Below are 23,131 nucleotides of genomic sequence, written 5' to 3'. Positions count from 1 at the left end.
GCTGCGCTGGCCGCGTGGCTGGCGCTGAGAGGTGACAGAGCCCCGTTACTAGCCTCCCGTCATGGGAAGCCGGTAACGGGGCTCCAGTGCGTTTCTAGGGGCGCATGTGGCGGAGCCCTGCGCCAATGTCCCGGCCCGCCTCGCTGTACAGCGGTAGATCAGCGGTCCGGCTGTGGCCGACGGCAGCAATCGCTAGCGGCAAAACCTCGCCCAGTGACTCAACTACTCGCGCCAGCACGTAATTTGCCTCGTCCGCGCTGAGGGGCTTTTCCAGCAAGCCGCTGGCCAGCGTGTGCCAGATGACGGCCGATTCCAGCGCGGTGCGCTCACTCATGTCCCCACCCTGGGAGCGATTTACGCAACGCTGCCGTCAACGCTCTTGCTGCCAAGTCTGGCGCCGGGTTGTCGAGCCGTTCGCCGCGCAGCTCCGCCACGTGCGCAACGTCATTCACGGCGCTGGCCAACTTCCGCAAGATGGTGGCTAGTTCGGCGCGACGGGTTTCCGGGCGCTCCACCATGACCAGCGCGTCGGCGGCATCCTCGCGCGCCATGCTGATGATGTGCGCCTCGGTGCTGTCGGCAATCTGGTTGATCAGGCCGTCCCCCTGCGTTACGTACTCCGTCTTGCCGTCCGGGCTAGTCCACGGCAGGCGCCGCAAGCGTTCATGCCTCTCGGCGCCGATAGGCTCGACCATGCCGACTCCAATCCAGTCGGTAAGCCCCGGTGCGGAAGCTTCCACCTTCCCGCCGGGGCGCTTTTGTGTCCGGCTCCACGGTACCCGTAGTTATCTGCGGTTATCCACGGATGCGCGGAAACCCGCAGACATCCATGGTTGGGAGCATGGAGCTTGACCGCACCCGCCCGCTGTGGCGACAGATTGCCGCAGAGATCATCCGGCGGATTCAGGACGGCACCTATCCGCCGGGCAGCCGTGTGCCATCCACGCTGGAGATTGCCCAAGAGTTCGGCGTAGTGAATGCCACGGCGGCAAAGGCCATGCGGCACGTACGGGAGCAGGGTTGGACGCGCGGGGAGGTCGGGTTGGGCACGTTCGTCGCTGACCCGCTGCCGCAAGTGGACTCATGATGGCACGGCTGGCGCCTCAACTAGGCCTCTGACCAGGGGCGTTGCACGTGTCGGGCCGTCTTCGCTGAGCCGTCCCTCTCATGTACGCTTAGGGCAGGCACTCGCCCTCGTGCCCCGTGTTCAGAGCGGCCAGCAGGGAGACCACCTCGGGGCCGCGCACCTCTCCGACGACCAGCCGGTCGGGTCTCATCCGCAGTGCCTGCCGCACCAGGTCCTGGAGCTCGACGAGCCCCACGCCCTCCTGGTTCGCGGGCCGGCCCTCCAGGCGCACCACATGCGGGTGGTCCGGGCGCAGCTCCGCCGAGTCCTCGGCCAGCACGATGCGCTCCGCCGGTCCCACCACGCCCAGCAGCGCGCTGAGGAGTGTGGTCTTGCCGGATCCGGTGCCCCCGCTGATCACATAGGAGAGCCGGGCGGCGATCAGCGCCCGCAGCACCCGGTCCCCGCCCGGAGGCACCGTCCCGGCCGCCACCAGTTCGGCCAGGGTGAACGCCCGTGGCCGTACCACGCGCAGCGACAGACAGGTGCAGCCGCCCGCCACCGGAGGCAGCACCGCGTGCAGCCGGGTGCCGTCAGGCAGCCGGGCGTCGACCCACGGTCTGGCGTCGTCGAGACGTCGCCCCGCCACGGCGGCCAGCCGCTGCGCGAGGCGCCGTACGGCCGCCGCGTCCGGGAAGGACACCGCCGTCAGTTCCAGTCCGCCACCCCGGTCCACCCACACCCGGTCGGGCTCCGACACCAGGACATCGGTCACGGAAGGGTCGGCGAGCAACGGCTCCAGGAGGCCGCTGCCGACCAGTTCGGAACGCAGCTGCCGGGCCGCGCCCAGCACCTCCGCGTCCCCCAGCACCCGTCCCTGTTCGCGCAGGGCCTGGGCCACGCGCGCGGGAGTCGGTTCGGCCCCGCTCTCCACCAGCCACTGCCGCACACCGTCCAGCAGCCGTGTGCGTTCATCGCTGCCGTGCGCGGGCACCGCCCCCGGACCCGCCCGGGACCCGAGCACCGCGCCACGGTCCGTCTCCGCTCCCGCGTCGAGGCCCTGCTCCCTCGCGTCCCAGCCCCGTGCCGTCGCGCCCCAGCTCGTACTCATTGGTCAGTCACCCGCCTCGGCCAGCGCACACTCCCAGAACGCCGCACAGAACCGGGCGAGCGGCCCCCGCATCGCTCCCCCGGGCGGCACGGAACCGTCCTGGGACGGTGGTTCGTGAGGGACTTCGCCGAGCAACGGCAGTCCGAGCAGCCGCGCCACCTCGCGGTGGTCGAGCCCCGGTGCACAGGGTCCCCGGACCGCGACCCTCAGGTCGCCCAGCACCATGCCGACGACCGACGCCACCCGTCGTGCGGCCGCGACGGCTCGTAACTCGGCAGGGACCACCAGTAACCCGACGTCCACCTGGGCGAGAGCCTCGGCGGCCCCCTCGTCCACGCGGCGCGGAAGGTCGACGACGACCGCGCCGCCGCGTCGCCGGGCGGCGGCGAGGACCGCCCGGACCGCCTGAGGCGGAACGGACACGGTGTCGCCGCGGTCCCAGCTCAGCAGCCGCAGCGCGTGCAGTTCGGGCAGTGACTCCTCCAGGGCGCCGCCGCCGACCCGTCCCCGGGAGGCGGCGAACGCCGGCCAGCGCAGCCCCGCCGTGGTCTCCCCGCCGAGGAGTACGTCGAGTCCGCCACCCAGCGGATCCGCGTCCACGAGCAGGGTGCGCCTTCCCTCGCGTGCGGAGGTGACGGCCAGAGCGCAGGCGAGCGTGGACGCACCGGCCCCGCCGCGGCCGCCGATCACGCCGACGGTGAGCGCCGGACGGCCGGCCCCTTCGGCCACGTCGGCGATGCGGTCGACCAGCCATTGCTCACCGTCGGGCAGCATCAGGACGTGGTCGGCGCCGATCTCCACGGCGCGCCGCCAGACCCCGGAATCGTCCTGATCCCGCCCAACCAGCACCACGCCACGCCTGCGTGCGGCCCCGCGCACGCGGCGCACCGCATCGTCGCCGACGATGACGAGCGGCGCCGCCTCCCAGCCGCCCCGACGCGTCGGGATCCCTGGGTGAACCTCCGGTCTGGCGCCCGCCGCCGCGCACAGGCGGAGCAGATCGTCGAGGAGTTCGGCGTCCTCGGTGACGATCAGTGGCCCGCTCCGCCGCTGATCGGCGGCGTCCGGCCTGTCGTGTGTGATGGCTCCGCTCACGATCTTCAGCCCCCTTCGCTGCTTGTTCCGCGCTCCTTGCGCGCTTCTTCCGCTTCGGCGCTGCCTGCGCGCCGCTTCCGCGTTCTTCCGTCCGGTCTGCGGGCACCAACCGGGCCCCGCGCTTCCCACTCGTGTGAAGAACGGGCAACCGGCTTGCATATGAGCGGTCGATACGAACCGGCCATACGCACACGGCAAACCGGAACCGGCCATGAACTCGCCGTCGGCGGGACGCGCTGGAATCACGGTGCAGCGATCCCGGAAATAATGTGGATCTTGGTCAATAACTGTGGACAACCCAGTGATTGTGAATATCGCCTTCACTCCCGCCGGGTGGGAGCGGTTGAGGGCGAGACGGCTTCCACAGAGCAGCGCAACGGCTACACACGGTGACCGAACGGGGCCACGGCAAGGTTGCGGCCACAAGACGGGCTCAGCGACCCGAGGCCGGACCACACAAGGGAAAAACCCACCCGGACATGCGACGACCCCCGCCGGGGGGGAGAGCGGGGGTCGTCCCCACGGCCGACTCGGGGGGGGAGGAGTCGGACCGGGTTAGCACGGTCGCGAACGATCCGTGACTTCCATGGTGTACCCGAGAGCCCTCTCAGGCAAACCCACACGCCCCACCTTACGCCGAATGGTGGGCCCTATGCTCTGGCCCGTGGAAAACCACTCCTTGCCCCGCACAGCGGCCTTCTTTGACCTGGACAAGACGGTCATTGCGAAGTCGAGCACGCTCACCTTCAGCAAGTCCTTCTACCAAGGCGGTCTGATCAACCGCAGGGCCGCGTTGCGGACCGCGTACACGCAGTTCGTGTTCCTCATCGGCGGTGCCGACCACGACCAGATGGAACGGATGCGCGAGTACCTGTCCGCACTGTGCCGCGGCTGGAACGTCCAGCAGGTCAAGGAGATCGTCGCCGAGACGCTCCACGAACTGATCGACCCGATCATCTACGACGAGGCGGCCTCCCTCATCGAGGAGCACCACACCGCCGGGCGCGACGTCGTGATCGTGTCCACGTCCGGCGCCGAGGTGGTCGAACCGATCGGCGAGCTGCTCGGCGCGGACCGTGTCGTGGCCACCCGCATGGTCGTGGGCGACGACGGCTGCTTCACGGGCGAGGTGGAGTACTACGCCTACGGCCCGACGAAAGCAGAGGCGGTCAAGGAGCTCGCCGAGTCCGAGGGGTACGACCTCTCGCGCTGCTTCGCCTACAGCGACTCCGCGACCGATCTGCCGATGCTGGAGTCGGTCGGCCATCCGCACGCCGTGAACCCGGACCGGACCCTGCGGCGCGAGGCACTCGCGCGTGGATGGCCGATCCTGGACTTCCACCGCCCGGTCCGGCTGAAGCAGCGGCTGGCCGTACCGCCCCGTCCGGCCCTCCTCGCGGTCGCGGCGATAGGTGCGGCGGCGGCCACTGCGGGGCTCGTGTGGTACGCGAGCAGACGCCGCGCGCCGGTCATATGAGCCCCGGCACGGGCCTTGCATGCCCCGGCACGGCCGCCGCACCGGCCGTCGCGCCGGCCACCGGAGCCCCTATCGACGCCACATGAGCCCCCGCACGCGCGCGTAACCCGAGCCCCCGCCTGATTTGCACCTCTTTGAACCGAAAAGTAAAGAACTGCGGCGAAGGGGTTCCGCTCGTCCCGGCCTGAGTAGTACAAAGGGTTTAGCGGCCCGCGAGACCAAAGGAAACAATCCGAAGGGATCGCCGTTAAACACGAAATTGGCCCCACGGACCCCAGCATGAACATCGAGCACCCACGCGACGTCGACCCGTCGATTACGGGCCAGCCGCACCAGGCACGGGCAGCAGTTCCCGGCCTGATGGGCACATATCGAGGACGCTTGGTAACCCGGTGAGCATGCCAGCGGCGGTACGAGTATTCGTACCGCCGCAACCACGCAACAGGCCCTCCGCGAAGGGCCTGTTCCCTTGTCCGGGTTCGCCCGCCCGGGGCTACGCGGCCCCGCGCTGCAGCGCCTCGCAGACCGCGGTCGACTCACGCACCCCGAGCTCGACGGCCTTTCCGCAGTGGGCGATCCATGCCGCCATACCCTCGGGTGTGCCCGACGCATAGCCGTCCAGCGCGGCGACATAGGCCGCGCGGCCCAGTTCGGCATGGCCGACCTCCGCCGAGCAGACCGCCTTGGGGTCGAGACCGCTGCCCACGAGGACGATGCGCTGGGCCGCACGCGCGACCAGGCCGTTGTGGGAGCCGAAGGGGCGCAGGGCGAGCAGTTCGCCGTGCACCACGGCCGCCGTGACCAGCGCGGGAGCCGCACCGCCTGCGATGATCAGCTGGGAGAGCCCCTCCAGACGACCGGAGACCTCGTCGGCATCCGGCAGTGGCAGCTCCACCAGCGGCTCGTCGACCGACTCCCCCTGCTGGCGGGGGCGCCCCACACGGGGGTCGGAGTCCGCGGCCGCCACCAGGTGCAGCCGGGCCAGCACACGCAGGGGCGACTGCCGCCAGATCGACAGCAGCTGTCCCGCCTCGGCGGTCAGCCTGAGGGCCGCACCGACCGTCCGGGCCTCGTCGTCACCGCTGAAATCGGTACGCCGGCGCACTTCCTCCAGGGCCCAGTCGGCCCCGGAGAGCGCCGCCGAGCCGCGTGCGCCGCGCAGCGCCGCCTCGGAGGTGATCTCATTGCTGCGACGTCGCATGACCCGGTGGCCGTAGACCCGGTCCACGGCCCTGCGCACGGACTCCACGGACTCGGCCACGCCGGGCAGCGCCGCCAGAACGGCGAGCGGATCGGCGCTCGCACCTGTCGTACTCATGAGTACGACACTACGCACCCGTGCGCTCCCTCCTTCGATGGAGTGGTCTTCTTCACGCCGACTACGACGCACAGCAACCACGGGACTACTGTTGGTGAACATGAAAATTGCTTTCGTCGGGAAGGGCGGCAGCGGCAAGACGACCCTGTCGTCCCTGTTCATTCGCCACCTCGCCGCCGTCGGAGCACCCGTCGTCGCGATCGACGCGGACATCAACCAGCACCTAGCCCCCGCCCTGGGACTGGACGAGGACGAGGCCGCGGCCCTGCCGGCCATGGGGGAGCGGCTTCGGCTGATCAAGGACTACCTCCGGGGCAGCAACCGGCGGATCGCCTCCGCCGAGACGATGATCAAGACCACTCCGCCCGGCGAGGGGTCGCGACTGCTGCGGGTACGGGAGAACAACCCGGTGTACGACGCCTGCGCACGCCCGGTGGAACTCGACGGCGACGCCGTCCGTTTGATGGTCACCGGCCCCTTCACGGACGCCGACCTGGGGGTCGCCTGCTACCACTCCAAGACAGGAGCGGTGGAGCTGTGCCTGAACCACCTGCTGGACGGCCGCGACGAGTACGTGGTGGTCGACATGACGGCGGGCTCTGACTCCTTCGCCTCCGGCATGTTCACCCGCTTCGACATCACGTTCCTCGTCGCCGAGCCGACCCGGAAGGGGGTCTCCGTCTATCGCCAGTACAAGGAGTACGCCCGCGACTTCGGGGTCGTCCTGAAGGTCGTCGGCAACAAGGTGCAGGGTCAGGACGACATCGACTTCCTCCGCGCCGAGGTCGGTGACGACCTGCTCGTGACGGTCGGGCACTCGGACTGGGTGCGCTCCATGGAGAAGGGCCGTCCGCCCCGGTTCGAGTTCCTGGAGGACGCGAACCGGCGGTCCCTGCGCGTTCTCCAGGCCGCCGCCGACGCCACGTACGAGCTGCGGGACTGGGAGCGGTACACCCGCCAGATGGTGCACTTCCACCTGCGCAACGCGACCAGTTGGGGCAACGAGCGCACGGGAGCCGACCTGGCGGCGCAGGTCGACCCCGCGTTCGTCCTCAGGGAGGGCCTGGTCGCCGCCGTGTGAGCAACGGCGCCCGGCCTCACCGGCTTCGGCGGTCCGGACGCGTCGGCCACCCCTCGCTCCGGGAGGGGCGACCGGTTCCGCCGGGTCAGCGGCCGCTCCCCGCCGACGGCTTGATCGGCGGCGCTCCCGGGACCCCCTTGGGTTCCGGGGCGGGGTGGGCCGCCATAAAGGACTCCCAGCCCCCCTTGGGGGCTTGGCCCACCTTCAGCGTGCTCAGCTTCCGCAGGACCTGCGGGTCCTGCGCGTCCAGCCAGTCGGCGAGTTGATGGAAGGAGACACAGCGCACCTCGGGCCGGGTGCAGACGCGCTCGACGACCTCCTCGACGGCGCGCATGTATGTGCCGCCGTTCCAGGTCTCGAAGTGGTTGCCGACGACCATGGGTGCCCGGTTTCCGTCGTACGCGCGCTGGAAGCCCTGAAGCAGACCGTCGCGCAACTGGTCGCCCCACTCACCGAACTTGTCGGGGTCGCCCTGGGTCCGGGTGCCCGACTGGTCGGTCATGAAGTTGTAGTCCATCGTCAACTGCTCATAGGGGTGCCCGGGGAAGGGCACGAGCTGCATCGAGAGGTCCCACAGGCCATCCCTCTTGCCGGGCCAGACCTGCTTGTCGATGCCCGAGGTGTCGTAGCGGAAGCCCAGGTCGCGAGCCGCCTTCACGAAGTTCGTCCGTCCCTCCAGGCAGGGCGTGCGGCCGCCGATGAGCTCCCTGTCGTAGTCGAAGGGCAGCGAGGGCTCGCTCCGCAGGGCCGCATTGGTCTTCCAGGACTTCACGAACGACTTCGCCTGAGCGATCTCGTCCTTCCACTCCTCGACCGACCACCGGCCGACCCCGCCGTCGTTGCCGCAGAAGTGGCCGTTGAAGTGGGTGCCGATCTCGTTGCCCTCCAGCCATGCGAGGCGCAACTGCTCGACGGTGTCCCGGATTCCCTTCTCGTCGTTGAAGCCGATGTCCGAGCGGCCCGGGGAGTGCTGAGGCGGCCGGTACAGGTCGCGTTTCTCCTCCGGCAGGAGGTACACACCGCTCAGGAAGTACGTCATCGTCGCGTTGCTGGCCTTGGCGACCTTGCGGAAGTGCGAGAACAGCTTGTGGCTGTCCTCGCCCGCCCCGTCCCAGGAGAAGACCACGAACTGCGGGGGCCGCTGACCGGGCTTCAGCCGCTGGGGCCGGGGCAGATGCGGCTGCATACCGGTGTACGCGGTGGACCCGTCGCCGATCAGACGGACCGCGCTCCCCGGCGCCGGCGCGCCGGGAGCCTTGCTCGTGCCCTGTCCGGAAGCGGTCGTGCCGGTCGAGCAACCGGCGAACGCGGTGGCACAGGCCGCGGCCACTGCGACGCCCGCGCCGATCCTCTGGGTGGCGGCCATCCTCCGCCCACCTTCTTCCTTCAGTCGGGGCCACGCCGATCAGTCGTGCGGTGCGGCGGAAGGCCGCCTTCACGCGCCGTCCAGCCAAGGTCGCATGGGACGTCAGGGGGATTTGTATGACAAGCCGATGAAATTGCCACTTCACTCCGCCGGGTGACTTATTGCCCTATTTGCTCGGTTACCGGATACGTTTCCTTTACTTGGCATTACGGTTCATTTACCGAGTGTTGAAGCATCCCGCCGCTGTACGCCGCGACCCACGGCCGCGCCCCGACCCCCGGCCCATCGGCCGGGGACCACCCATTCCGCGACCGCCCCCCGGAGGAGACGGGACCATGACCGCCTGCGTCCCCACCCGCGCCGCCGACTCGACTCGGACGAAGCGCCTGCACCAGCCCCACAGCCCCCCGCCGTCCCGGCCCCGCCGCTTCCGCGTCGCGGGTGCCGATCTGTCGGCCTCCGTCGCGGTCTTCCTGATCGCCCTCCCCCTGTCCCTCGGCATCGCCCTCGCCACGGGTGCCCCGCTCCAGTCCGGCCTCGTCGCCGCCGCAGTCGGCGGCCTCGTCGCCGGCCGGTTCGGCGGCTCCCCGCTCCAGGTCAGCGGCCCCGCCGCCGGGCTCACCGTGGTCACCGCCGACCTCATCCACCGCTACGGATGGCGTACGACCTGCGCCATCACCGTCCTCGCCGGTCTCGCCCAACTGGGCCTCGGCTGCCTGCGCGTGGCGCGCACGGCGCTCGCGGTCAGTCCCGCGATCGTGCACGGCATGCTCGCGGGTATCGGCGTCACCATCGCCGTCGCCCAGCTGCACATCGTGCTCGGGGGCACCCCGCACAGCGCCGTCCTCGACAACCTGCGTGCGCTGCCCGCCCAGCTGGCCCGTCTTCATCCGGCCGCGGTCTCGGTCAGCGCGCTGACCCTCACGCTGCTGCTCGTCTGGCCACGGCTGCCCGGACGCACCGGGCAGCTCCTGCGCAAGGTCCCGGCCGCTCTCATCGCCGTCACCGGGGCGACGGCCGTCGCCACGCCGGCCGGGCTCCCGCTGCCCAGAGTCGACCTGCCGTCCTGGCACAGCCACGCGCTGGCCGGGCTCCCGGAGGGCTCCGGCCCCGGCCTCGCCGCCGCCGTGCTGACCACCACGCTGGTGTGCAGTGTGCAGTCACTGCTCGGCGCCGTCGCCGTGGACAAGCTGGCCGCGGGACGGAATCCGCACCGCGGCCGCTCGGACCTGGACCGCGAGCTGCTCGGACAGGGTGCGGCGAACGTCGTCTCGGGAGCACTCGGCGGACTGCCGGTCGCGGGCGTCGCCGTGAGAAGTTCGGCGAACGTCCGAGCCGGCGCCGTCAGCCGGAACTCGACGATGCTGCACGGCGTTTGGGTAGTGGTGGCCGCGCTGCTCCTGGTCCCGGTGCTGGAGCTGATCCCCCTCGCCTCGCTCGCCGCACTGGTGATGGCCGTCGGCATCCAGATGGTGTCCCTGCACCACATCCGCACGGTCGCCCGCCACCGAGAAGTGCTGGTCTACGCCGTCACCGCCCTCGGCGTCACCCTCCTGGGCGTCCTGGGGGGCGTCATCCTGGGTGTCGCCGTGGCCGTCGCGGTGGCCCTGCACCGCCTCACCCGCACCCGCATCACCCACGAGGACAAGAAGGGAGTCCATCACGTACGAGTCCGAGGACAGCTGACCTTCCTCGCGGTGCCCCGGCTCAGCCGGACGCTGCACCTGGTGCCCGCCGGGACGGAAGCCGTCGTGGAACTGGACGGATCGTTCATGGACCACGCGGCGTACGAGTCCCTGCAGGACTGGCAGCGGACACACCGGGCGCAGGGCGGCACGGTGGCCCTCACCGGCCGGGCCGGCAACCCGGTCGCGGTCCCGGCCCTGGACACCCCCGCGCCCCGGGGAGACCAGGAGCCCGTGGAGGCGTCCGCGTGCCGGTGCCGACCCTGGACACCGTGGCGCAACCACCAGTGCGAGCGGCCCCCAACCGCACCGCCCGGCGACCGGCCGGGCGGGCCGGCCGCGGGGTCCGGGCCGAGCGGGCTGCAACTCGCCCGGGGCATCAGTGCCTTCCAGCGGAACACCGCACCGTTGGTCCGGGGCGAGCTGGCCCGGCTCGCGCGTGAGGGACAGCGGCCGTCGCAGCTCTTCCTGACCTGCGCCGACTCGCGGCTCGTCACTTCGATGATCACGTCCAGCGGTCCCGGCGACCTGTTCGTCGTCCGCAACGTGGGCAACCTGGTGCCGCTGCCCGGCGCGGAGCGCGGGGACGACTCGGTGGCGGCCGCCATCGAGTACGCGGTGGACTTCCTGAAGGTGCGCTCCATCACGGTGTGCGGGCACTCCGGCTGCGGCGCGATGCAGGCGCTGCTCGCCTCGGAGCCGGGGGCCGCGCAAACCCCGCTCGAGCGATGGCTGCGCCACGGCGTGCCCAGTCTGGAGCGGATGTCCGACGAGGAGCGGTCCTGGGCCCGGATCGCCGGGCGGGAGCCGGCCGACGCGGTGGAAAAGCTGTGCCTGACCAATGTGGTGCAGCAACTGGAGCACCTGAGAGCGCACGAGTCGGTGGCCCGCGCCCTCGGCGAGGGCACGCTCGAACTGCAGGGCATGTACTTCCACGTGGGTGAGGCCCAGGCGTATCTGCTCGCCGCGTCCCTGGAGGGCGACGTCTTCGCACGGGTGGGCGCGGCCAGGGAGGCGCCCAGCCCGGCGTGAGACCGGGGTGGTGCGGTCCGGGCCGATGCGCCGGGCCGCACCACCGCCGGGTGAACCAGGACGGCGTGAGCCACGTGGACTCAGGCAGATCTGGAGGCCACGCACGCACGACAGGTCTAAACCAATTTCGGGGCGGCCCTTGTCATCGAGCCCCCCGGTCTGGTGAGCTGTGGCCTGGAACACAACGGACACCCCGGGAAAGGGAGATGTCGTGAGCAACGAAAGCCTGGCCAACCTGCTCAAGGAAGACCGCAGGTTCGCGCCCCCCGCCGAGCTGGCCGCGGGCGCCAACGTCACGGCAGAGGCGTACGAACAGGCCAAGGCTGACAGGCTCGGCTTCTGGGCCGAGCAGGCCCGGCGGCTGACCTGGGCGGTGGAGCCGACCGAGACGCTCGACTGGTCGAACCCGCCGTTCGCCAAGTGGTTCAAGGACGGCAGGCTCAACGTCGCGTACAACTGCGTCGACCGGCACGTGGAGGCCGGCCACGGCGACCGCGTCGCGATCCACTTCGAGGGCGAGCCGGGCGACAGCCGCGCCATCACCTACGCCGAGCTCAAGGACGAGGTGTCCAGGGCCGCGAACGCGCTGCTGGAGCTGGGCGTCCGGAAGGGCGACCGGGTCGCCGTCTACATGCCGATGATCCCGGAGACCGCGATCGCGATGCTGGCGTGCGCCCGTATCGGCGCCGCGCACTCCGTCGTCTTCGGCGGCTTCTCGGCGGACGCGCTCGCCACCCGTATCCAGGACGCCGACGCGCGGGTCGTCATCACCTCCGACGGCGGCTGGCGGCGCGGCAAGCCGTCCGCCCTCAAGCCGGCCGTCGACGACGCGATCGAGCGCGTGGACAACGTCGAGCATGTGCTCGTCGTCCGCCGTACCGGCCAGGAGGTCGCCTGGACCGAGGGCCGGGACGTGTGGTGGCACGAGATCGTCGAGCGCCAGTCCGCCGAGCACACGCCGGAGGCGTTCGAGGCGGAGCACCCGCTGTTCATCCTGTACACGTCCGGTACGACGGGCAGGCCCAAGGGCATCCTGCACACCTCCGGCGGCTACCTCACCCAGGCCGCGTACACGCACTGGGCGGTCTTCGACCTCAAGCCCGAGACCGACGTGTACTGGTGCACCGCGGACGTCGGCTGGGTCACCGGGCACTCGTACATCGTCTACGGGCCGCTGGCCAACGGCGCGACCCAGGTCATGTACGAGGGCACGCCCGACACGCCGCACCAGGGCCGCTTCTGGGAGATCGTGCAGAAGTACGGGGTCACGATCCTGTACACGGCGCCCACGGCGATCCGTACGTTCATGAAGTGGGGCGACGACATCCCCGCCAAGTTCGACCTCGGCAGCCTCCGGGTGCTCGGGTCCGTCGGCGAGCCGATCAACCCCGAGGCGTGGATCTGGTACCGCAAGCACATCGGCGCCGATCGCACACCGGTCGTGGACACCTGGTGGCAGACCGAGACCGGCGCGATGATGATCTCGCCGCTGCCGGGCGTGACCGAGGCCAAGCCGGGTTCGGCGCAGCGGCCCCTGCCGGGCATCGCCGCGACCGTGGTCGACGACGAGGCGAACGAGGTGCCGAACGGGGGCGGCGGCTATCTGGTGCTCACCGAGCCGTGGCCGTCGATGCTGCGCACCATCTGGGGCGACGACCAGCGGTTCATCGACACGTACTGGTCACGGTTCGAGGGCAAGTACTTCGCCGGGGACGGTGCGAAGAAGGACGACGACGGGGACATCTGGCTTCTCGGGCGCGTCGACGACGTGATGCTCGTGTCCGGGCACAACATCTCCACCACCGAGGTGGAGTCCGCGCTCGTCTCCCACCCCGCTGTCGCCGAGGCGGCCGTGGTCGGCGCGGCGGACGAGACGACCGGCCAGGCGATCGTCGCCTTCGTGATCCTGCGCGGTACGGCGTCCGAGGACGACAACCTCACCGCCGAGCTGCGCAACCACGTGGGCGCGACGCTCGGCCCGATCGCCAAGCCGAAGCGGATCCTGCCGGTGGGGGAGCTCCCGAAGACCCGCTCCGGGAAGATCATGCGGCGACTGCTGCGCGACGTGGCGGAGAACCGTGAGCTCGGGGACGTCACGACGCTGACCGACTCGACGGTGATGCATCTGATCCAGGCCAAGCTCCCGGCGGCACCGAGCGAGGACTAGGACCTCCGCGTCCTGACAAGGGCGCCCGGCACCATGCCGGGCGCCCTTGTCTTGTTGCCCGGGAGCCCAGCCGCCCCACCGGAAAAGCCCCGCCCTGCCCCGTCGGCCCGGAAGGTGAATACTCAACCGTTAAGGATCCGGTAAAATAATCAGCTCAGGGTGTGCCGGGAAGTCTGGTCGGCCAGCCGCTCGCGCGTTCCTCGCGGCGGCGGTCAGTCAGCCGTACCCGACCGGAGGTCTCCACCGTGGCCGCGCCCCGCACCCGCACCCGCCAGTTCCTCGGGCGGCTCTCCCTGCCCGAGCGGACCTTCGTCGCGGACGCGCTGCGCACCGAGACGGTCGGCGGTGTGCTGCTCCTCCTCGCCGCGGTCGCCGCACTGGTCTGGGCGAACATACCCGCGCTGCACAGCAGCTACGAGAGTGTCACCCACTGGCGCTTCGGAGTCACCGCCCTCGGCCTCGACCTGTCCCTCCAGCACTGGGCCGCCGACGGGCTCCTCGCGATCTTCTTCTTCGTCGCCGGGGTCGAACTCAAGCGTGAACTGGTCGCCGGTGATCTACGGGATCGACGGGCGGCCGCGCTCCCCGTCGTCGCCGCGCTCTGCGGAATGGCCACACCCGCGGCCGTCTACGCCCTCACCAACGTCGCGGGCGGCGGATCCTTCGCGGGCTGGGCGGTCCCCACGGCCACCGACATCGCGTTCGCCCTCGCCGTCCTCGCGGTCATCGGCACCTCGCTGCCGTCCGCCCTGCGCGCCTTCCTGCTCACGCTCGCCGTCGTCGACGACCTGCTCGCCATCCTGATCATCGCGGTCTTCTTCACGGACCGGCTGAACCTCCCGGCCCTCGGCGGCGCCTTCGCCGGCCTCGCCGTGTTCTGGCTGCTGCTGCGCAAGGGCGTCCGCGGCTGGTACATCTACGTCCCGCTCGCGCTGGTCGTCTGGGGGCTGATGTACAACAGCGGCGTCCACGCGACCATCGCCGGCGTCGCCATGGGGCTCATGCTGCGCTGCCACCGCCACGAGGACGAGGAGCACTCCCCCGGCGAGCACATGGAACATCTCGTACGCCCCCTGTCGGCCGGTCTCGCGGTCCCGCTGTTCGCCCTGCTGAGCGCCGGTGTCGCGGTCTCCGGCGGAGCGCTCCGGGAGGTGTTCACCAGGCCGGAGACGCTCGGCGTCGTACTGGGTCTGGTCATCGGCAAGACCGTCGGCATCTTCGGCGGGACCTGGCTCACGGCCCGCTTCACCCGGGCCTCGCTCAGCGAGGGCCTCGCCTGGGCCGATGTGTTCGCCGTCGCCTCCCTGGCCGGTATCGGCTTCACCGTCTCCCTGCTCATCGGCGAACTCGCCTTCGACGGGGACCCGGCGCTCACGGACGAGGTCAAGGCCGCCGTCCTCGCCGGGTCGCTGATCGCGGCCGTGTGCGCGACGACGCTCCTGAAGGTCCGCAACGCCAAGTACCGTGCCCTGTGCGCGGAGGAGGAACGCGACGACGACATGGACGGCGTTCCCGACGTCTACGCGCAGGACGACCCGGCCTATCACGTGCGCATGGCCGAGATCCATGAGCGCAGGGCCGCCGAGCACCGCAGGCTCGCCGCCCTCGGCACCGCCGCGAGCCGGACTCCGGACGGGCCGGGAACCGGCCACCGGCCCGACACCCGCGACGACCGGCCGAGTTGAGACCGGCCCGGAACGCGTGCGAACTGACGGGCGGGGCAAGCGGACAGAACGGCCGTCCGGCATGATCTGACACATCCGCAAAACTCCGCAGTGTCGGCGGAGTAGCCCCGCAGAGAACAGGGAGACCGCGATGAGCGCACCCGACGGCAGCCCGGTCGGTGCCGAACGCAGCATCGGCCAGCTGTTCGCCTCGGCGACGACCGAATTGTCCGCACTGGTGCACGACGAGATCGCACTGGCGAAGGCTCAGCTCAAACGAGACGTCAAGCGTGGCGCGACGAGCGGAGGCGCGTTCTCGGCCGCGGGCGCCGTGCTGCTGTTCTCCCTGCCCATGCTGAACTTCGCGCTGGCCTACGGGATCCGGACCTGGAGCGGCTGGAACCTGGCCGTCTGCTTCCTGCTCTCCTTCGCCGCCAACGTGGTGGTCGCGCTGCTGCTCGCCCTCATCGGCCTCGTGTTCGCGAAGAAGGCCAAGAAGGCCAAGGGCCCGCAGAAGGTCGCCGCGTCGATGAAGGAGTCCGCCGGCGTGCTGCAGCACGCCAAGCCGCACCCGCGCCAGGCGCAGCCGACCGGCACGGAGGCCGAAGCTGTGGCACGCTCGTCCTCATGACGGACCCTGCCACCCATTCGGCGCAATCCACCTCGGCCGTACGGCTCGACGTACCCGGCGGCAAAGAGGTGACCCACCGTGACGTCGCGGCCAACGGCGCGCGCTTTCACATCGCCGAGTTGGGCGACGGGCCCCTGGTCCTGCTCCTGCACGGCTTCCCGCAGTTCTGGTGGGCCTGGCGGCACCAGCTGGTGGCGCTCGCCGACGCGGGCTTCCGCGCCGTGGCGATGGACCTGCGCGGGGTCGGCGGCAGCGACCGCACACCGCGCGGTTACGACCCCGCGAACCTGGCGCTCGACATCACCGGGGTCGTCCGCTCCCTGGGTGAGCCCGACGCCGCGCTCGTCGGCCACGACCTGGGCGGATATCTGGCCTGGACGGCGGCTGCCATGCGACCCAAGCTCGTACGCCGACTCGTCGTCTCCTCGATGCCGCACCCACGGCGCTGGCGCTCGGCAATGCTCGGCGACGCCCGGCAGACGGCCGCGAGTTCCTATGTCTGGGGCTTCCAGCGGCCCTGGATCCCCGAGCGCCGGCTCACCGCCGACGACGGTGCCCTGGTCGGCCGGCTCATCCGGGACTGGTCGGGACCGCGACTGCCGGACGACGAGGCCGTGGAGGCCTACCAGCGCGCCATGTGCATCCCCTCGACGGCGCACTGCTCCGTCGAGCCGTACCGCTGGATGGTGCGCTCCATGGCCCGGCCCGACGGTATTCAGTTCAACCGCCGTATGAAGCGGCCCGTCCGGGTCCCGACCCTGCATCTGCACGGCTCGCTGGACCCCGTCATGCGCACCAGGAGTGCGGCCGGATCAGGCCAGTACGTCGAGGCGCCGTACCGCTGGCGGCTGTTCGACGGGCTGGGCCACTTCCCGCACGAGGAGGACCCGGTGACGTTCTCCGCCGAGCTGATCAACTGGCTCAAGGACCCCGAACCCGACCGCTGACCACGTTCTCGAACGCACCCTCGAACCCGTTCGGTGACCGTACGAATGCGCGCGGTACCCGGACGGGAACGGCAGTTCCAAGACCGGCCACATGCCTGCCGCATAGGCCAATTGGGGGCCCGCGAGGCGGTTATCGACCTTGGGGCAGGGGCAGACGTCGGGGTATGGGCTGGACGCACGACTACAGTGACGCAGCACGCGACCGTCGCTCGGCCACCGCGCCGGGCTCCCACCAAAGGGGCGCTCCGCAGCTGCAGGGCACGGACCCCCGCGTGGGGATCCCGCACATTCTGCGCCGCCGGGCCCGCTGGGTCTCGGTGCGGCTGCGCCACCCACGCGGCTGACCGCGCGGCTCCGGAAGCGGCCAGCCCCCTCCGGCATCACAGCGCGCAGCTGTCGCTGTCCACCTGCTGGTTCGCCGTACGCCCCTTGGTGACGTCCGCCCGGATCTCGTCCGCGGTGAGCGCGTACCCCGTCTCGGCGTCGTCGAGGGACTTGGCGAACACCACCCCGTAGACCCTGCCGTCGGGTGTCAGCAGCGGGCCGCCGGAGTTCCCCTGGCGCACGGTCGCGTACAGCGAGTACACATCGCGGCGGACCGTGCCCCGGTGGTAGATGTCCGGGCCGTTGGCCGTGATACGGCCCCGGACCCGGGCGGGCTGGACGTTGTACGACCCGTTCTCCGGGAAGCCGGCCACGATCGCGCTGCTGCCGCCGGACGCGTCCGTGGCGGTGAACCGCAGCACCGGCGCCTGCAGGTCCGGGACGTCGAGTACGGCGATGTCGCGCCGCCAGTCGTAGAGCACGACCTTGGCGTTGTACTTGCGGCCCTCCCCGCCTATCTGGACGGTGGGCTCGTCGACGCCGCCGACCACGTGCGCGTTGGTCATGACACGGCGCTGACCGAAGACGAAGCCGGTGCCTTCGAGGACCTTGCCGCAGCTCTGCGCGGTGCCCATGACCTTGACGATGGAGCGCTGCGCGCGCGTGGCGACCATGCTGCTCGCGAGGGCCGGGTCCGGAGGCCGGACCTCGGTGATCGGTTCGTTCACGAACGGGCTGAAGACCTGCGGGAAGCCGTTCTGCGCGAGCACCGAGGAGAAGTCCGCGAACCAGGTGTCCGCCTGTGCGGGCAGGGCTCGGGAGACCCCGAGGAGCACCTTGGAGCCGCGCACCTCCTTGCCGAGCGTCGGCAGCGTCGTACCGGCGAGGGCGGAGCCGATCAGCCAGGCGACCAGGAGCATCGCCACCACGTTGACCAGCGCACCGCCCGTGGCGTCCAGGGCACGGGCCGGGGACCAGGTGATGTACCGGCGCAGCTTGTTGCCCAGGTGGGTGGTCAGGGCCTGGCCGACGGAGGCGCAGACGATCACCACCACGACGGCGACCACCGCCGCGGTCGTGCTCACCTTGGCGCCGTCGGTGGCGCTGTCCCAGATGACCGGGAGCAGATAGACCGCGACCAGACCGCCGCCCAGGAAGCCGATCACCGAGAGGATGCCGACGACGAAGCCCTGGCGATAGCCCACGATCGCGAACCACACGGCGGCGACCAGCAACAGGATGTCCAGCACGTTCACTGCTTGTAGCCTCGCCTCATCGCTTTCCGGTCGCCGTCATCCGGCCGGATGGCCGGCCCGTCGCGCAGCGGCAGCGGGGCACGGCGTCCCCCGAAAGACCACAGCACGGAGGCCACCTTGTCATGAGCGCCAGTCGAGCGGGACCTGCTTCTCACGGTCCCAGGGGCGTTCCCAGCCCGCGAAGTGCAGCAGACGGTCGATGACTCCGGCGGTGAAACCCCAGACAAGGGCGGATTCGACCAGAAATGCCGGACCCCGGTGGCCGCTGGGGTGCACCGTGGTCGCTCTGTTCGCCGGGTCCGTGAGATCCGCCACGGGAACGGTGAAGACCCGCGCCGTCTCGTTCGGATCGACGACTCCCACCGGGCTTCTCTCGCGCCACCAGCCGAGGACGGGCGTGACGACGAATCCGCTCACCGGGATGTAGAGCCTGGGAAGGACGCCGAAGAGCTGGACGCCGAGCGGGTCGAGCCCGGTCTCCTCCTCGGCCTCGCGGAGAGCGGCCCGCAGCGGTCCCTCGGTCTTCGGGTCGCCGTCCTCGGGGTCGAGGGCGCCACCGGGGAACGACGGCTGCCCGGCGTGCGAGCGCAGCGAGCTGGCACGCTCCATCAGCAGCAGCTCCGGTCCGCGGTCACCCTCGCCGAAGAGGATCAGCACGGCCGACTGGCGTCCCGCACCGTCCTCCGGCGGCAGGAAACGGCTGAGCTGGAGCGGCTCGACGGTCCGGGTGACCCGTACGACCGGGTCGAGCCAGCCGGGCAGGCCCTCCGTGCTCGGCCGCAGCCGCCCACTGTCGGTGTCGCTCATGTGGTCCGTATCACTCGCGTGCGTCATCGCCACCCCCGTTCTGCCGATCCCAACGCCCGCGGGACCATCGTTCGTTCCGTACGTCCCTCGTGTGGGTGTCCCGTCACCCGATCCGCAGGACGACACACCGCGCCCGGTGCGCCGCACCGGACCGCCTGAGCCCCTCACCCGGCGCCCAGGGGCGGCGCCGGGATGCCGCCCGCGTCCAGGTACGCCTGCGGCGGCTTCAGCCGCTGCCCCGGGAAGCCGCCCTTCTCGTACTTCAGGAGCTTCTTCGCCTTCTCCGGGTCGGTCTCACCCTCGCCGTAGGCCGGGCAGAGCGGGGCGATCGGACAGGCGCCGCAGGCGGGCTTGCGCGCGTGGCAGATGCGACGGCCGTGGAAGATCACGTGATGCGAGAGCATCGTCCACTCGCTCTTCGGGAAGAGCGAGCCGACCGCCGCCTCGATCTTGTCCGGGTCCGTCTCATCGGTCCACTGCCAACGGCGGACGAGCCGCTGGAAGTGCGTGTCGACGGTGATGCCGGGGCGGCCGAAGGCGTTGCCCAGCACCACGAAGGCGGTCTTGCGGCCGACGCCGGGCAGTTTGACGAGATCCTCCAGACGGCCGGGGACCTCGCCGCCGAACTCCTCCACCAGCGCCTTGGAGAGCCCTATCACCGATTTCGTCTTCGCCCGGAAGAACCCTGTCGGACGCAGGATCTCCTCGACCTCCTCGGGGTTGGCCGCCGCGAGGTCCTCGGGGGTGGGGTACCTGGCGAAGAGCGCCGGGGTGGTCTGGTTCACCCGCAGGTCGGTGGTCTGCGCGGACAGGACCGTCGCGACGATCAGCTGGAAGGGGTTCTCGAAGTCCAGTTCCGGATGGGCGTACGGGTACACCTCGGCGAGCTCCCGGTCGATCCGGCGGGCCCGGCGGACGAGGGCCGTCCGGGTCTCGTTCCCGGGTGGCCTCGGGGCGAGGGTCGCGGCGGGGGCCACGTGATCGACGGCGACGGTGGCCTTCTTGGAGACGGCCTCGGGGTGGGCCGCCTTCCTGGCCGGCTTCTGCGCGGGGGCCGCCTTCGCCGCGCGTGAGGTCTTCCCGGCGGCGGCCTTCGCGGGAGCCGTCCTGCCGGCGGCCGTCCTGCCGGGGCCGGCCGCCTCGCCGGAAGCGGCCTTCTTGGCAGCAGCCTTCTTGGCCGGTGCCTTCTTGGCGGCGGTCTTCGCGGGGGCGGCTTCCTCCGCGGCGGCCTTCCTGGCGGACTTCCTCCCGGACGCCGTCATCGGCGCCTGCTCCGAAGGCGACGATTTCTGCCGTTTTGCCGTTTTCTTCCCACTCGAGGGGTCCTGTTCGCCCACAGCGGAATCGCGACGTACAACCACCCGCCCAGCCCCCTTGGCCTGTGCTCTCACCGGCGATTTGGACACCCGGCCAGCCTAAGGCCCGGCGCCGACATCCGCCCCGGAGCCAACGGATCACGCCCCGATTGGACCCCTGCCGCATACCCCGGGACATCAGTGCGGCATCCTTGTGACAGATCACACTGTTTGGACCGTCCGGCAAAATGGGGAACACGGTCCCCTGGTAACCGGGGGAGCAAGATCCCCTGAGCAGGTCGACAAGGAGAGAACTCGTGGACGACGTTCTGCGGCGCGCCCCGCTCTTCGCGGCGCTCGATGACGAGCAGGCCGCGGAGCTCCGCGCCTCCATGAGTGAGGTGACCCTCGCCCGCGGCGACTCGCTGTTCCACGAGGGCGACCCCGGTGACCGCCTGTACGTGGTCATGGACGGCAAGGTCAAGCTTCACCGCACCTCCCCCGATGGCCGCGAGAACATGCTGGCGGTGCTCGGCCCCGGTGAGCTGATCGGCGAGCTGTCGCTGTTCGACCCCGGCCCGCGCACGGCGACGGCCACCGCGCTGACCGAGGTCAAGCTGCTGGGCCTGGGCCACGGCGACCTCCAGCCGTGGCTGAACGCGCGGCCCGAGGTGGCCGCGGCGCTGCTGCGCGCGGTGGCCCGCCGACTGCGCAAGACCAACGACCAGATGTCCGACCTGGTCTTCTCCGACGTGCCCGGCCGTGTGGCCCGCGCGCTGCTGGACCTCTCGCGCCGGTTCGGCGTGCAGTCCGAAGAGGGCATCCACGTGGTGCACGACCTCACCCAGGAGGAGCTGGCCCAGCTGGTCGGCGCCTCGCGTGAGACCGTGAACAAGGCCCTCGCGGACTTCGCCCAGCGCGGCTGGCTCCGGCTGGAGGCGCGCGCGGTGATCCTGCTGGACGTGGAGCGACTGGCCAAGCGGTCCCGCTGACGCCCGGTCCCGGCCGTACGACTCGGGCCCCGTTCTCCGAGGAGACGGGGCCCGTCGTCGTCTCCGAGGCCCCCGACGGCCGCAGGGGCCGAAATTCCCCGTCACCGGTCTCAAGGCGCTGGCACAGTTGCCGGATGGCCGTCACACCGCACCGCCATGCCCAGGGCAAAGGCCTCGACTCCGAGGGACACCTCCGGCGGGAGGGCTCCCTCACGTTGATCCCGGACGCCTTCCGGCCCGTGGTCGCCGCCGTCCGTCACCGGCTTCCCGTCGTCTTCGGGGCGAGGATGACGGGCGCGTACCTCTACGGGTCGATTCCGCGCGGCACCGCGCGCGTGGGGCGCAGCGACCTCGATCTGCTGCTCGCACTGGACGGGGAACCCACCGAGGCGGATCGCGAGGGCGCCCGGGAGCTCGGGGAGCGGCTCGACGGAGAGTTCCCGCAGATCGACGGTGTCGGCACGCTGCTGTACAGCCGTACGCGGCTGCTGAGCGACCTGGAGACGTACGACCTGGGGTGGTTCGTCGCCTGTCTGTGTACGCCGCTGCTGGGCGAGGACCTCACCCCACGCCTGCCCCGCTACCGGCCCGACTCCCGCCTCGCCCGCGAGACGAACGGCGACCTGGCGCTGATCCTGCCGCGGTGGCGCACACGGGTCGCGGAGGCCACCACCGAGGACGCCCGCCGCAGCCTCGTACGGGGCGTCTCCCGCCATCTGGTGCGCACCGGCTTCACCCTCGTCATGCCCCGCTGGAACGGCTGGACCAGCGACCTCGGGGAGATGGCCGAGGCGTTCGCCGCGTACTACCCGGAGCGGGCCGCGCAGATGCGCGTCGCCGCCGTTCGCGGCTACGAGCCGAACGACGATCCGACCGTCCTGCGGTCCTACGTCGACGACCTCGGGCCCTGGCTCGCCGGGGAGTACGCGCGCGTGCACGGCATCAAGGCGCCCCGGCTCTAGCCGCTCCTCGAGGAATCAGATCAGACCGTGTTCCCTGAGGTACTCCAGCTGTGCCCGTACCGACAGCTCGGCCGCCGGCCACAGGGAGCGGTCCACGTCCGCGTACACATGGGCCACGACCTCGGCCGCCGTGCGGTGGCCGTCCTCGACCGCCGTCTCGACCTGGGCGAGCCGGTGGGCCCGATGGGCGAGGTAGTACTCGACGACGCCCTGGGCGTCCTCCAGGACGGGCCCGTGGCCGGGGAGCACCGTGTGGACGCCGTCGTCGACCGTGAGCGACCGCAGTCGGCGCAGGGAGTCCAGATAGTCCCCCAGACGGCCGTCAGGGTGCGCCACGACCGTCGTACCGCGGCCCAGGACGGTGTCACCGGTCAGGACGGCCCGGTCGGCCGGGAGGTGGAAGCACAGGGAGTCGGCGGTGTGGCCCGGCGTCGGCACGACGTGCAGCTCCAGGCCGCCCACGGTGACCACGTCCCCGTGCCCGAGCCCCTCGTCGCCGAGCCGGAGCGCCGGGTCCAGGGCACGCACCTTGGTGCGCGTCAGCTCGGCGAACCGTGCCGCACCCTCCGCATGATCCGGATGACCGTGCGTGAGCAGCGTCAGAGCGACCCGTCTGCCCGCCTTCTCCGCCGTCTCGATCACCTGACGCAGATGGCCGTCGTCCAGCGGGCCGGGGTCGATCACCACCGCCAGCTCGGAGTCGGGCTCGGCGACTATCCAGGTGTTGGTGCCGTCCAGGGTCATCGCCGACGCGTTGGGAGCGAGGACGTTCACGGCGCGGGCGGTCGCGGGCCCCGAGAGGACCCCGCCCCTCGGCTGACCGGGGAGTGCTGCGGCGTCCGTCATGCGGGGGAA

The 23,131-nt window shown here is 70.9% G+C and carries 20 protein-coding genes and 1 pseudogene; 11 read left to right on the top strand and 10 right to left on the bottom strand.

Features of this window, described 5'->3' with window-relative positions; translation table 11 throughout:
- Window positions 1-94 precede the first annotated feature (94 nt).
- Both ACFY2Z_RS26535 and ACFY2Z_RS26530 read right to left on the bottom strand, forming a co-directional pair.
- Complete coding sequence (locus tag ACFY2Z_RS26535; RefSeq protein WP_390746601.1) at window positions 95-334, bottom strand: hypothetical protein; 240 nt, start codon at window positions 332-334, stop codon at window positions 95-97.
- Window positions 327-695 carry a hypothetical protein gene (locus ACFY2Z_RS26530; protein ID WP_390746600.1) on the bottom strand — a complete coding sequence of 123 codons (369 nt, stop codon included), beginning with the start codon at window positions 693-695 and terminating at the stop codon, window positions 327-329. The genes ACFY2Z_RS26535 and ACFY2Z_RS26530 overlap by 8 nt, the downstream gene beginning before the upstream one ends.
- A 146-nt stretch (window positions 696-841) precedes the next feature.
- Here ACFY2Z_RS26530 and ACFY2Z_RS26525 point away from each other — a divergent pair, with 146 nt between their 5' ends.
- Window positions 842-1,087, top strand: a complete 246-nt coding sequence (locus ACFY2Z_RS26525) for a GntR family transcriptional regulator (protein WP_390746599.1) — start codon at window positions 842-844, stop codon at window positions 1,085-1,087.
- Window positions 1,088-1,184: 97 nt separating this feature from the next.
- On the opposite strand, the pseudogene ACFY2Z_RS26520 reads toward ACFY2Z_RS26525, so the two are convergent.
- Together ACFY2Z_RS26520 and ssd are read right to left on the bottom strand one after the other, a co-directional pair.
- Window positions 1,185-2,177: pseudogene (locus ACFY2Z_RS26520) on the bottom strand (TadA family conjugal transfer-associated ATPase); the annotation flags it as partial.
- Window positions 2,178-2,180: 3 nt separating this feature from the next.
- Complete coding sequence (gene ssd / locus ACFY2Z_RS26515; protein ID WP_390746598.1) at window positions 2,181-3,272, bottom strand: septum site-determining protein Ssd; 1,092 nt, start codon at window positions 3,270-3,272, stop codon at window positions 2,181-2,183.
- 652 nt (window positions 3,273-3,924) lie between these two features.
- Here ssd and ACFY2Z_RS26510 point away from each other — a divergent pair.
- The gene (locus ACFY2Z_RS26510; RefSeq protein ID WP_390746597.1) at window positions 3,925-4,749 is read left to right on the top strand and encodes an HAD family hydrolase; all 825 of its coding nucleotides are present in this window, start codon (window positions 3,925-3,927) and stop codon (window positions 4,747-4,749) included.
- 493 nt (window positions 4,750-5,242) lie between these two features.
- On the opposite strand, the gene ACFY2Z_RS26505 is transcribed toward ACFY2Z_RS26510, so the two are convergent.
- Window positions 5,243-6,067 (bottom strand): oxidoreductase, encoded by an 825-nt coding sequence (locus ACFY2Z_RS26505; protein ID WP_390746596.1) that lies wholly within the window; start codon window positions 6,065-6,067, stop codon window positions 5,243-5,245.
- A gap of 100 nt (window positions 6,068-6,167) precedes the next feature.
- On the opposite strand from ACFY2Z_RS26505, the gene ACFY2Z_RS26500 reads away from it, so the two are divergent.
- Window positions 6,168-7,148, top strand: a complete 981-nt coding sequence (locus ACFY2Z_RS26500; protein WP_390746595.1) for an ATP-binding protein — start codon at window positions 6,168-6,170, stop codon at window positions 7,146-7,148.
- A gap of 85 nt (window positions 7,149-7,233) precedes the next feature.
- Here the strand turns inward: ACFY2Z_RS26500 and ACFY2Z_RS26495 are convergent, their stop codons facing one another.
- The gene (locus ACFY2Z_RS26495; protein ID WP_390746594.1) at window positions 7,234-8,514 is read right to left on the bottom strand and encodes a hypothetical protein; all 1,281 of its coding nucleotides are present in this window, start codon (window positions 8,512-8,514) and stop codon (window positions 7,234-7,236) included.
- A gap of 335 nt (window positions 8,515-8,849) precedes the next feature.
- Between ACFY2Z_RS26495 and ACFY2Z_RS26490 the strand changes: the two genes are divergently transcribed.
- The 6 genes from ACFY2Z_RS26490 to ACFY2Z_RS26465 all read left to right on the top strand — a co-directional run bounded on the left by ACFY2Z_RS26490 (window position 8,850) and on the right by ACFY2Z_RS26465 (window position 16,984).
- Window positions 8,850-11,231, top strand: coding sequence for a bifunctional SulP family inorganic anion transporter/carbonic anhydrase (locus ACFY2Z_RS26490; protein ID WP_390746593.1), 2,382 nt, complete (start codon window positions 8,850-8,852; stop codon window positions 11,229-11,231).
- A 211-nt stretch (window positions 11,232-11,442) separates the two neighbouring features.
- Window positions 11,443-13,398 (top strand): acetate--CoA ligase, encoded by a 1,956-nt coding sequence (gene acs, locus ACFY2Z_RS26485; protein WP_390746592.1) that lies wholly within the window; start codon window positions 11,443-11,445, stop codon window positions 13,396-13,398.
- A 245-nt stretch (window positions 13,399-13,643) separates the two neighbouring features.
- The gene (gene nhaA / locus ACFY2Z_RS26480) at window positions 13,644-15,083 is read left to right on the top strand and encodes a Na+/H+ antiporter NhaA (protein WP_390746591.1); all 1,440 of its coding nucleotides are present in this window, start codon (window positions 13,644-13,646) and stop codon (window positions 15,081-15,083) included.
- Between the two features lie 130 nt (window positions 15,084-15,213).
- On the top strand, window positions 15,214-15,693 hold the full coding sequence (locus ACFY2Z_RS26475; RefSeq protein WP_311694879.1) for a phage holin family protein: 480 nt from the start codon (window positions 15,214-15,216) through the stop codon (window positions 15,691-15,693).
- Window positions 15,690-16,640, top strand: coding sequence for an alpha/beta fold hydrolase (locus ACFY2Z_RS26470; protein ID WP_390746590.1), 951 nt, complete (start codon window positions 15,690-15,692; stop codon window positions 16,638-16,640). The genes ACFY2Z_RS26475 and ACFY2Z_RS26470 overlap by 4 nt, the downstream gene beginning before the upstream one ends.
- A 164-nt stretch (window positions 16,641-16,804) precedes the next feature.
- Window positions 16,805-16,984 carry a hypothetical protein gene (locus ACFY2Z_RS26465; RefSeq protein WP_311694881.1) on the top strand — a complete coding sequence of 60 codons (180 nt, stop codon included), beginning with the start codon at window positions 16,805-16,807 and terminating at the stop codon, window positions 16,982-16,984.
- A 36-nt stretch (window positions 16,985-17,020) separates the two neighbouring features.
- On the opposite strand, the gene ACFY2Z_RS26460 is transcribed toward ACFY2Z_RS26465, so the two are convergent.
- The 3 genes from ACFY2Z_RS26460 to nth form a co-directional block, all read right to left on the bottom strand.
- Window positions 17,021-18,220 (bottom strand): MarP family serine protease, encoded by a 1,200-nt coding sequence (locus ACFY2Z_RS26460; protein WP_390746589.1) that lies wholly within the window; start codon window positions 18,218-18,220, stop codon window positions 17,021-17,023.
- Window positions 18,221-18,340: 120 nt separating this feature from the next.
- A complete protein-coding gene (locus ACFY2Z_RS26455) occupies window positions 18,341-19,027 on the bottom strand; it encodes an NUDIX hydrolase (RefSeq protein ID WP_390746588.1) in 687 nt (228 codons plus the stop codon).
- Between the two features lie 164 nt (window positions 19,028-19,191).
- Window positions 19,192-20,289: an endonuclease III gene (gene nth, locus ACFY2Z_RS26450; RefSeq protein ID WP_390746587.1), complete on the bottom strand. Its 1,098-nt coding sequence runs from the start codon at window positions 20,287-20,289 to the stop codon at window positions 19,192-19,194.
- Between the two features lie 350 nt (window positions 20,290-20,639).
- Between nth and ACFY2Z_RS26445 the strand changes: the two genes are divergently transcribed.
- Together ACFY2Z_RS26445 and ACFY2Z_RS26440 are read left to right on the top strand one after the other, a co-directional pair.
- Window positions 20,640-21,314, top strand: coding sequence for a Crp/Fnr family transcriptional regulator (locus tag ACFY2Z_RS26445; protein ID WP_311694886.1), 675 nt, complete (start codon window positions 20,640-20,642; stop codon window positions 21,312-21,314).
- 134 nt (window positions 21,315-21,448) lie between these two features.
- Entirely contained in the window at window positions 21,449-22,276 is an 828-nt protein-coding gene (locus tag ACFY2Z_RS26440) for a nucleotidyltransferase (protein ID WP_390746586.1), read from the top strand.
- 15 nt (window positions 22,277-22,291) lie between these two features.
- On the opposite strand, the gene ACFY2Z_RS26435 is transcribed toward ACFY2Z_RS26440, so the two are convergent.
- Entirely contained in the window at window positions 22,292-23,122 is an 831-nt protein-coding gene (locus ACFY2Z_RS26435; RefSeq protein ID WP_390746585.1) for an MBL fold metallo-hydrolase, read from the bottom strand.
- Window positions 23,123-23,131 lie beyond the last annotated feature (9 nt).

The sequence above is a fragment of the Streptomyces sp. NPDC001222 genome (assembly GCF_042896945.1).
GTDB classification, from domain to species: Bacteria; Actinomycetota; Actinomycetes; order Streptomycetales; family Streptomycetaceae; genus Streptomyces; species Streptomyces gibsoniae.
This window is presented reverse-complemented; position numbering and strand designations above follow the sequence as displayed.

Coding starts and splice junctions, on each gene's coding strand:
- ACFY2Z_RS26500 (WP_390746595.1), top strand. CDS start 6,168: ATGAAAATTGCTTTCGTCGGGAAGGGCGGCAGCGGCAAGACGACCCTG.
- ACFY2Z_RS26530 (WP_390746600.1), bottom strand. CDS start 695: ATGGTCGAGCCTATCGGCGCCGAGAGGCATGAACGCTTGCGGCGCCTG.
- ACFY2Z_RS26505 (WP_390746596.1), bottom strand. CDS start 6,067: ATGAGTACGACAGGTGCGAGCGCCGATCCGCTCGCCGTTCTGGCGGCG.
- ACFY2Z_RS26440 (WP_390746586.1), top strand. CDS start 21,449: ATGGCCGTCACACCGCACCGCCATGCCCAGGGCAAAGGCCTCGACTCC.
- ACFY2Z_RS26475 (WP_311694879.1), top strand. CDS start 15,214: ATGAGCGCACCCGACGGCAGCCCGGTCGGTGCCGAACGCAGCATCGGC.
- ACFY2Z_RS26510 (WP_390746597.1), top strand. CDS start 3,925: ATGCTCTGGCCCGTGGAAAACCACTCCTTGCCCCGCACAGCGGCCTTC.
- ACFY2Z_RS26465 (WP_311694881.1), top strand. CDS start 16,805: ATGGGCTGGACGCACGACTACAGTGACGCAGCACGCGACCGTCGCTCG.
- nth (WP_390746587.1), bottom strand. CDS start 20,289: ATGACGGCGTCCGGGAGGAAGTCCGCCAGGAAGGCCGCCGCGGAGGAA.
- ACFY2Z_RS26495 (WP_390746594.1), bottom strand. CDS start 8,514: ATGGCCGCCACCCAGAGGATCGGCGCGGGCGTCGCAGTGGCCGCGGCC.
- ACFY2Z_RS26525 (WP_390746599.1), top strand. CDS start 842: ATGGAGCTTGACCGCACCCGCCCGCTGTGGCGACAGATTGCCGCAGAG.
- ACFY2Z_RS26455 (WP_390746588.1), bottom strand. CDS start 19,027: ATGAGCGACACCGACAGTGGGCGGCTGCGGCCGAGCACGGAGGGCCTG.
- ACFY2Z_RS26470 (WP_390746590.1), top strand. CDS start 15,690: ATGACGGACCCTGCCACCCATTCGGCGCAATCCACCTCGGCCGTACGG.
- ACFY2Z_RS26535 (WP_390746601.1), bottom strand. CDS start 334: ATGAGTGAGCGCACCGCGCTGGAATCGGCCGTCATCTGGCACACGCTG.
- ACFY2Z_RS26435 (WP_390746585.1), bottom strand. CDS start 23,122: ATGACGGACGCCGCAGCACTCCCCGGTCAGCCGAGGGGCGGGGTCCTC.
- ACFY2Z_RS26490 (WP_390746593.1), top strand. CDS start 8,850: ATGACCGCCTGCGTCCCCACCCGCGCCGCCGACTCGACTCGGACGAAG.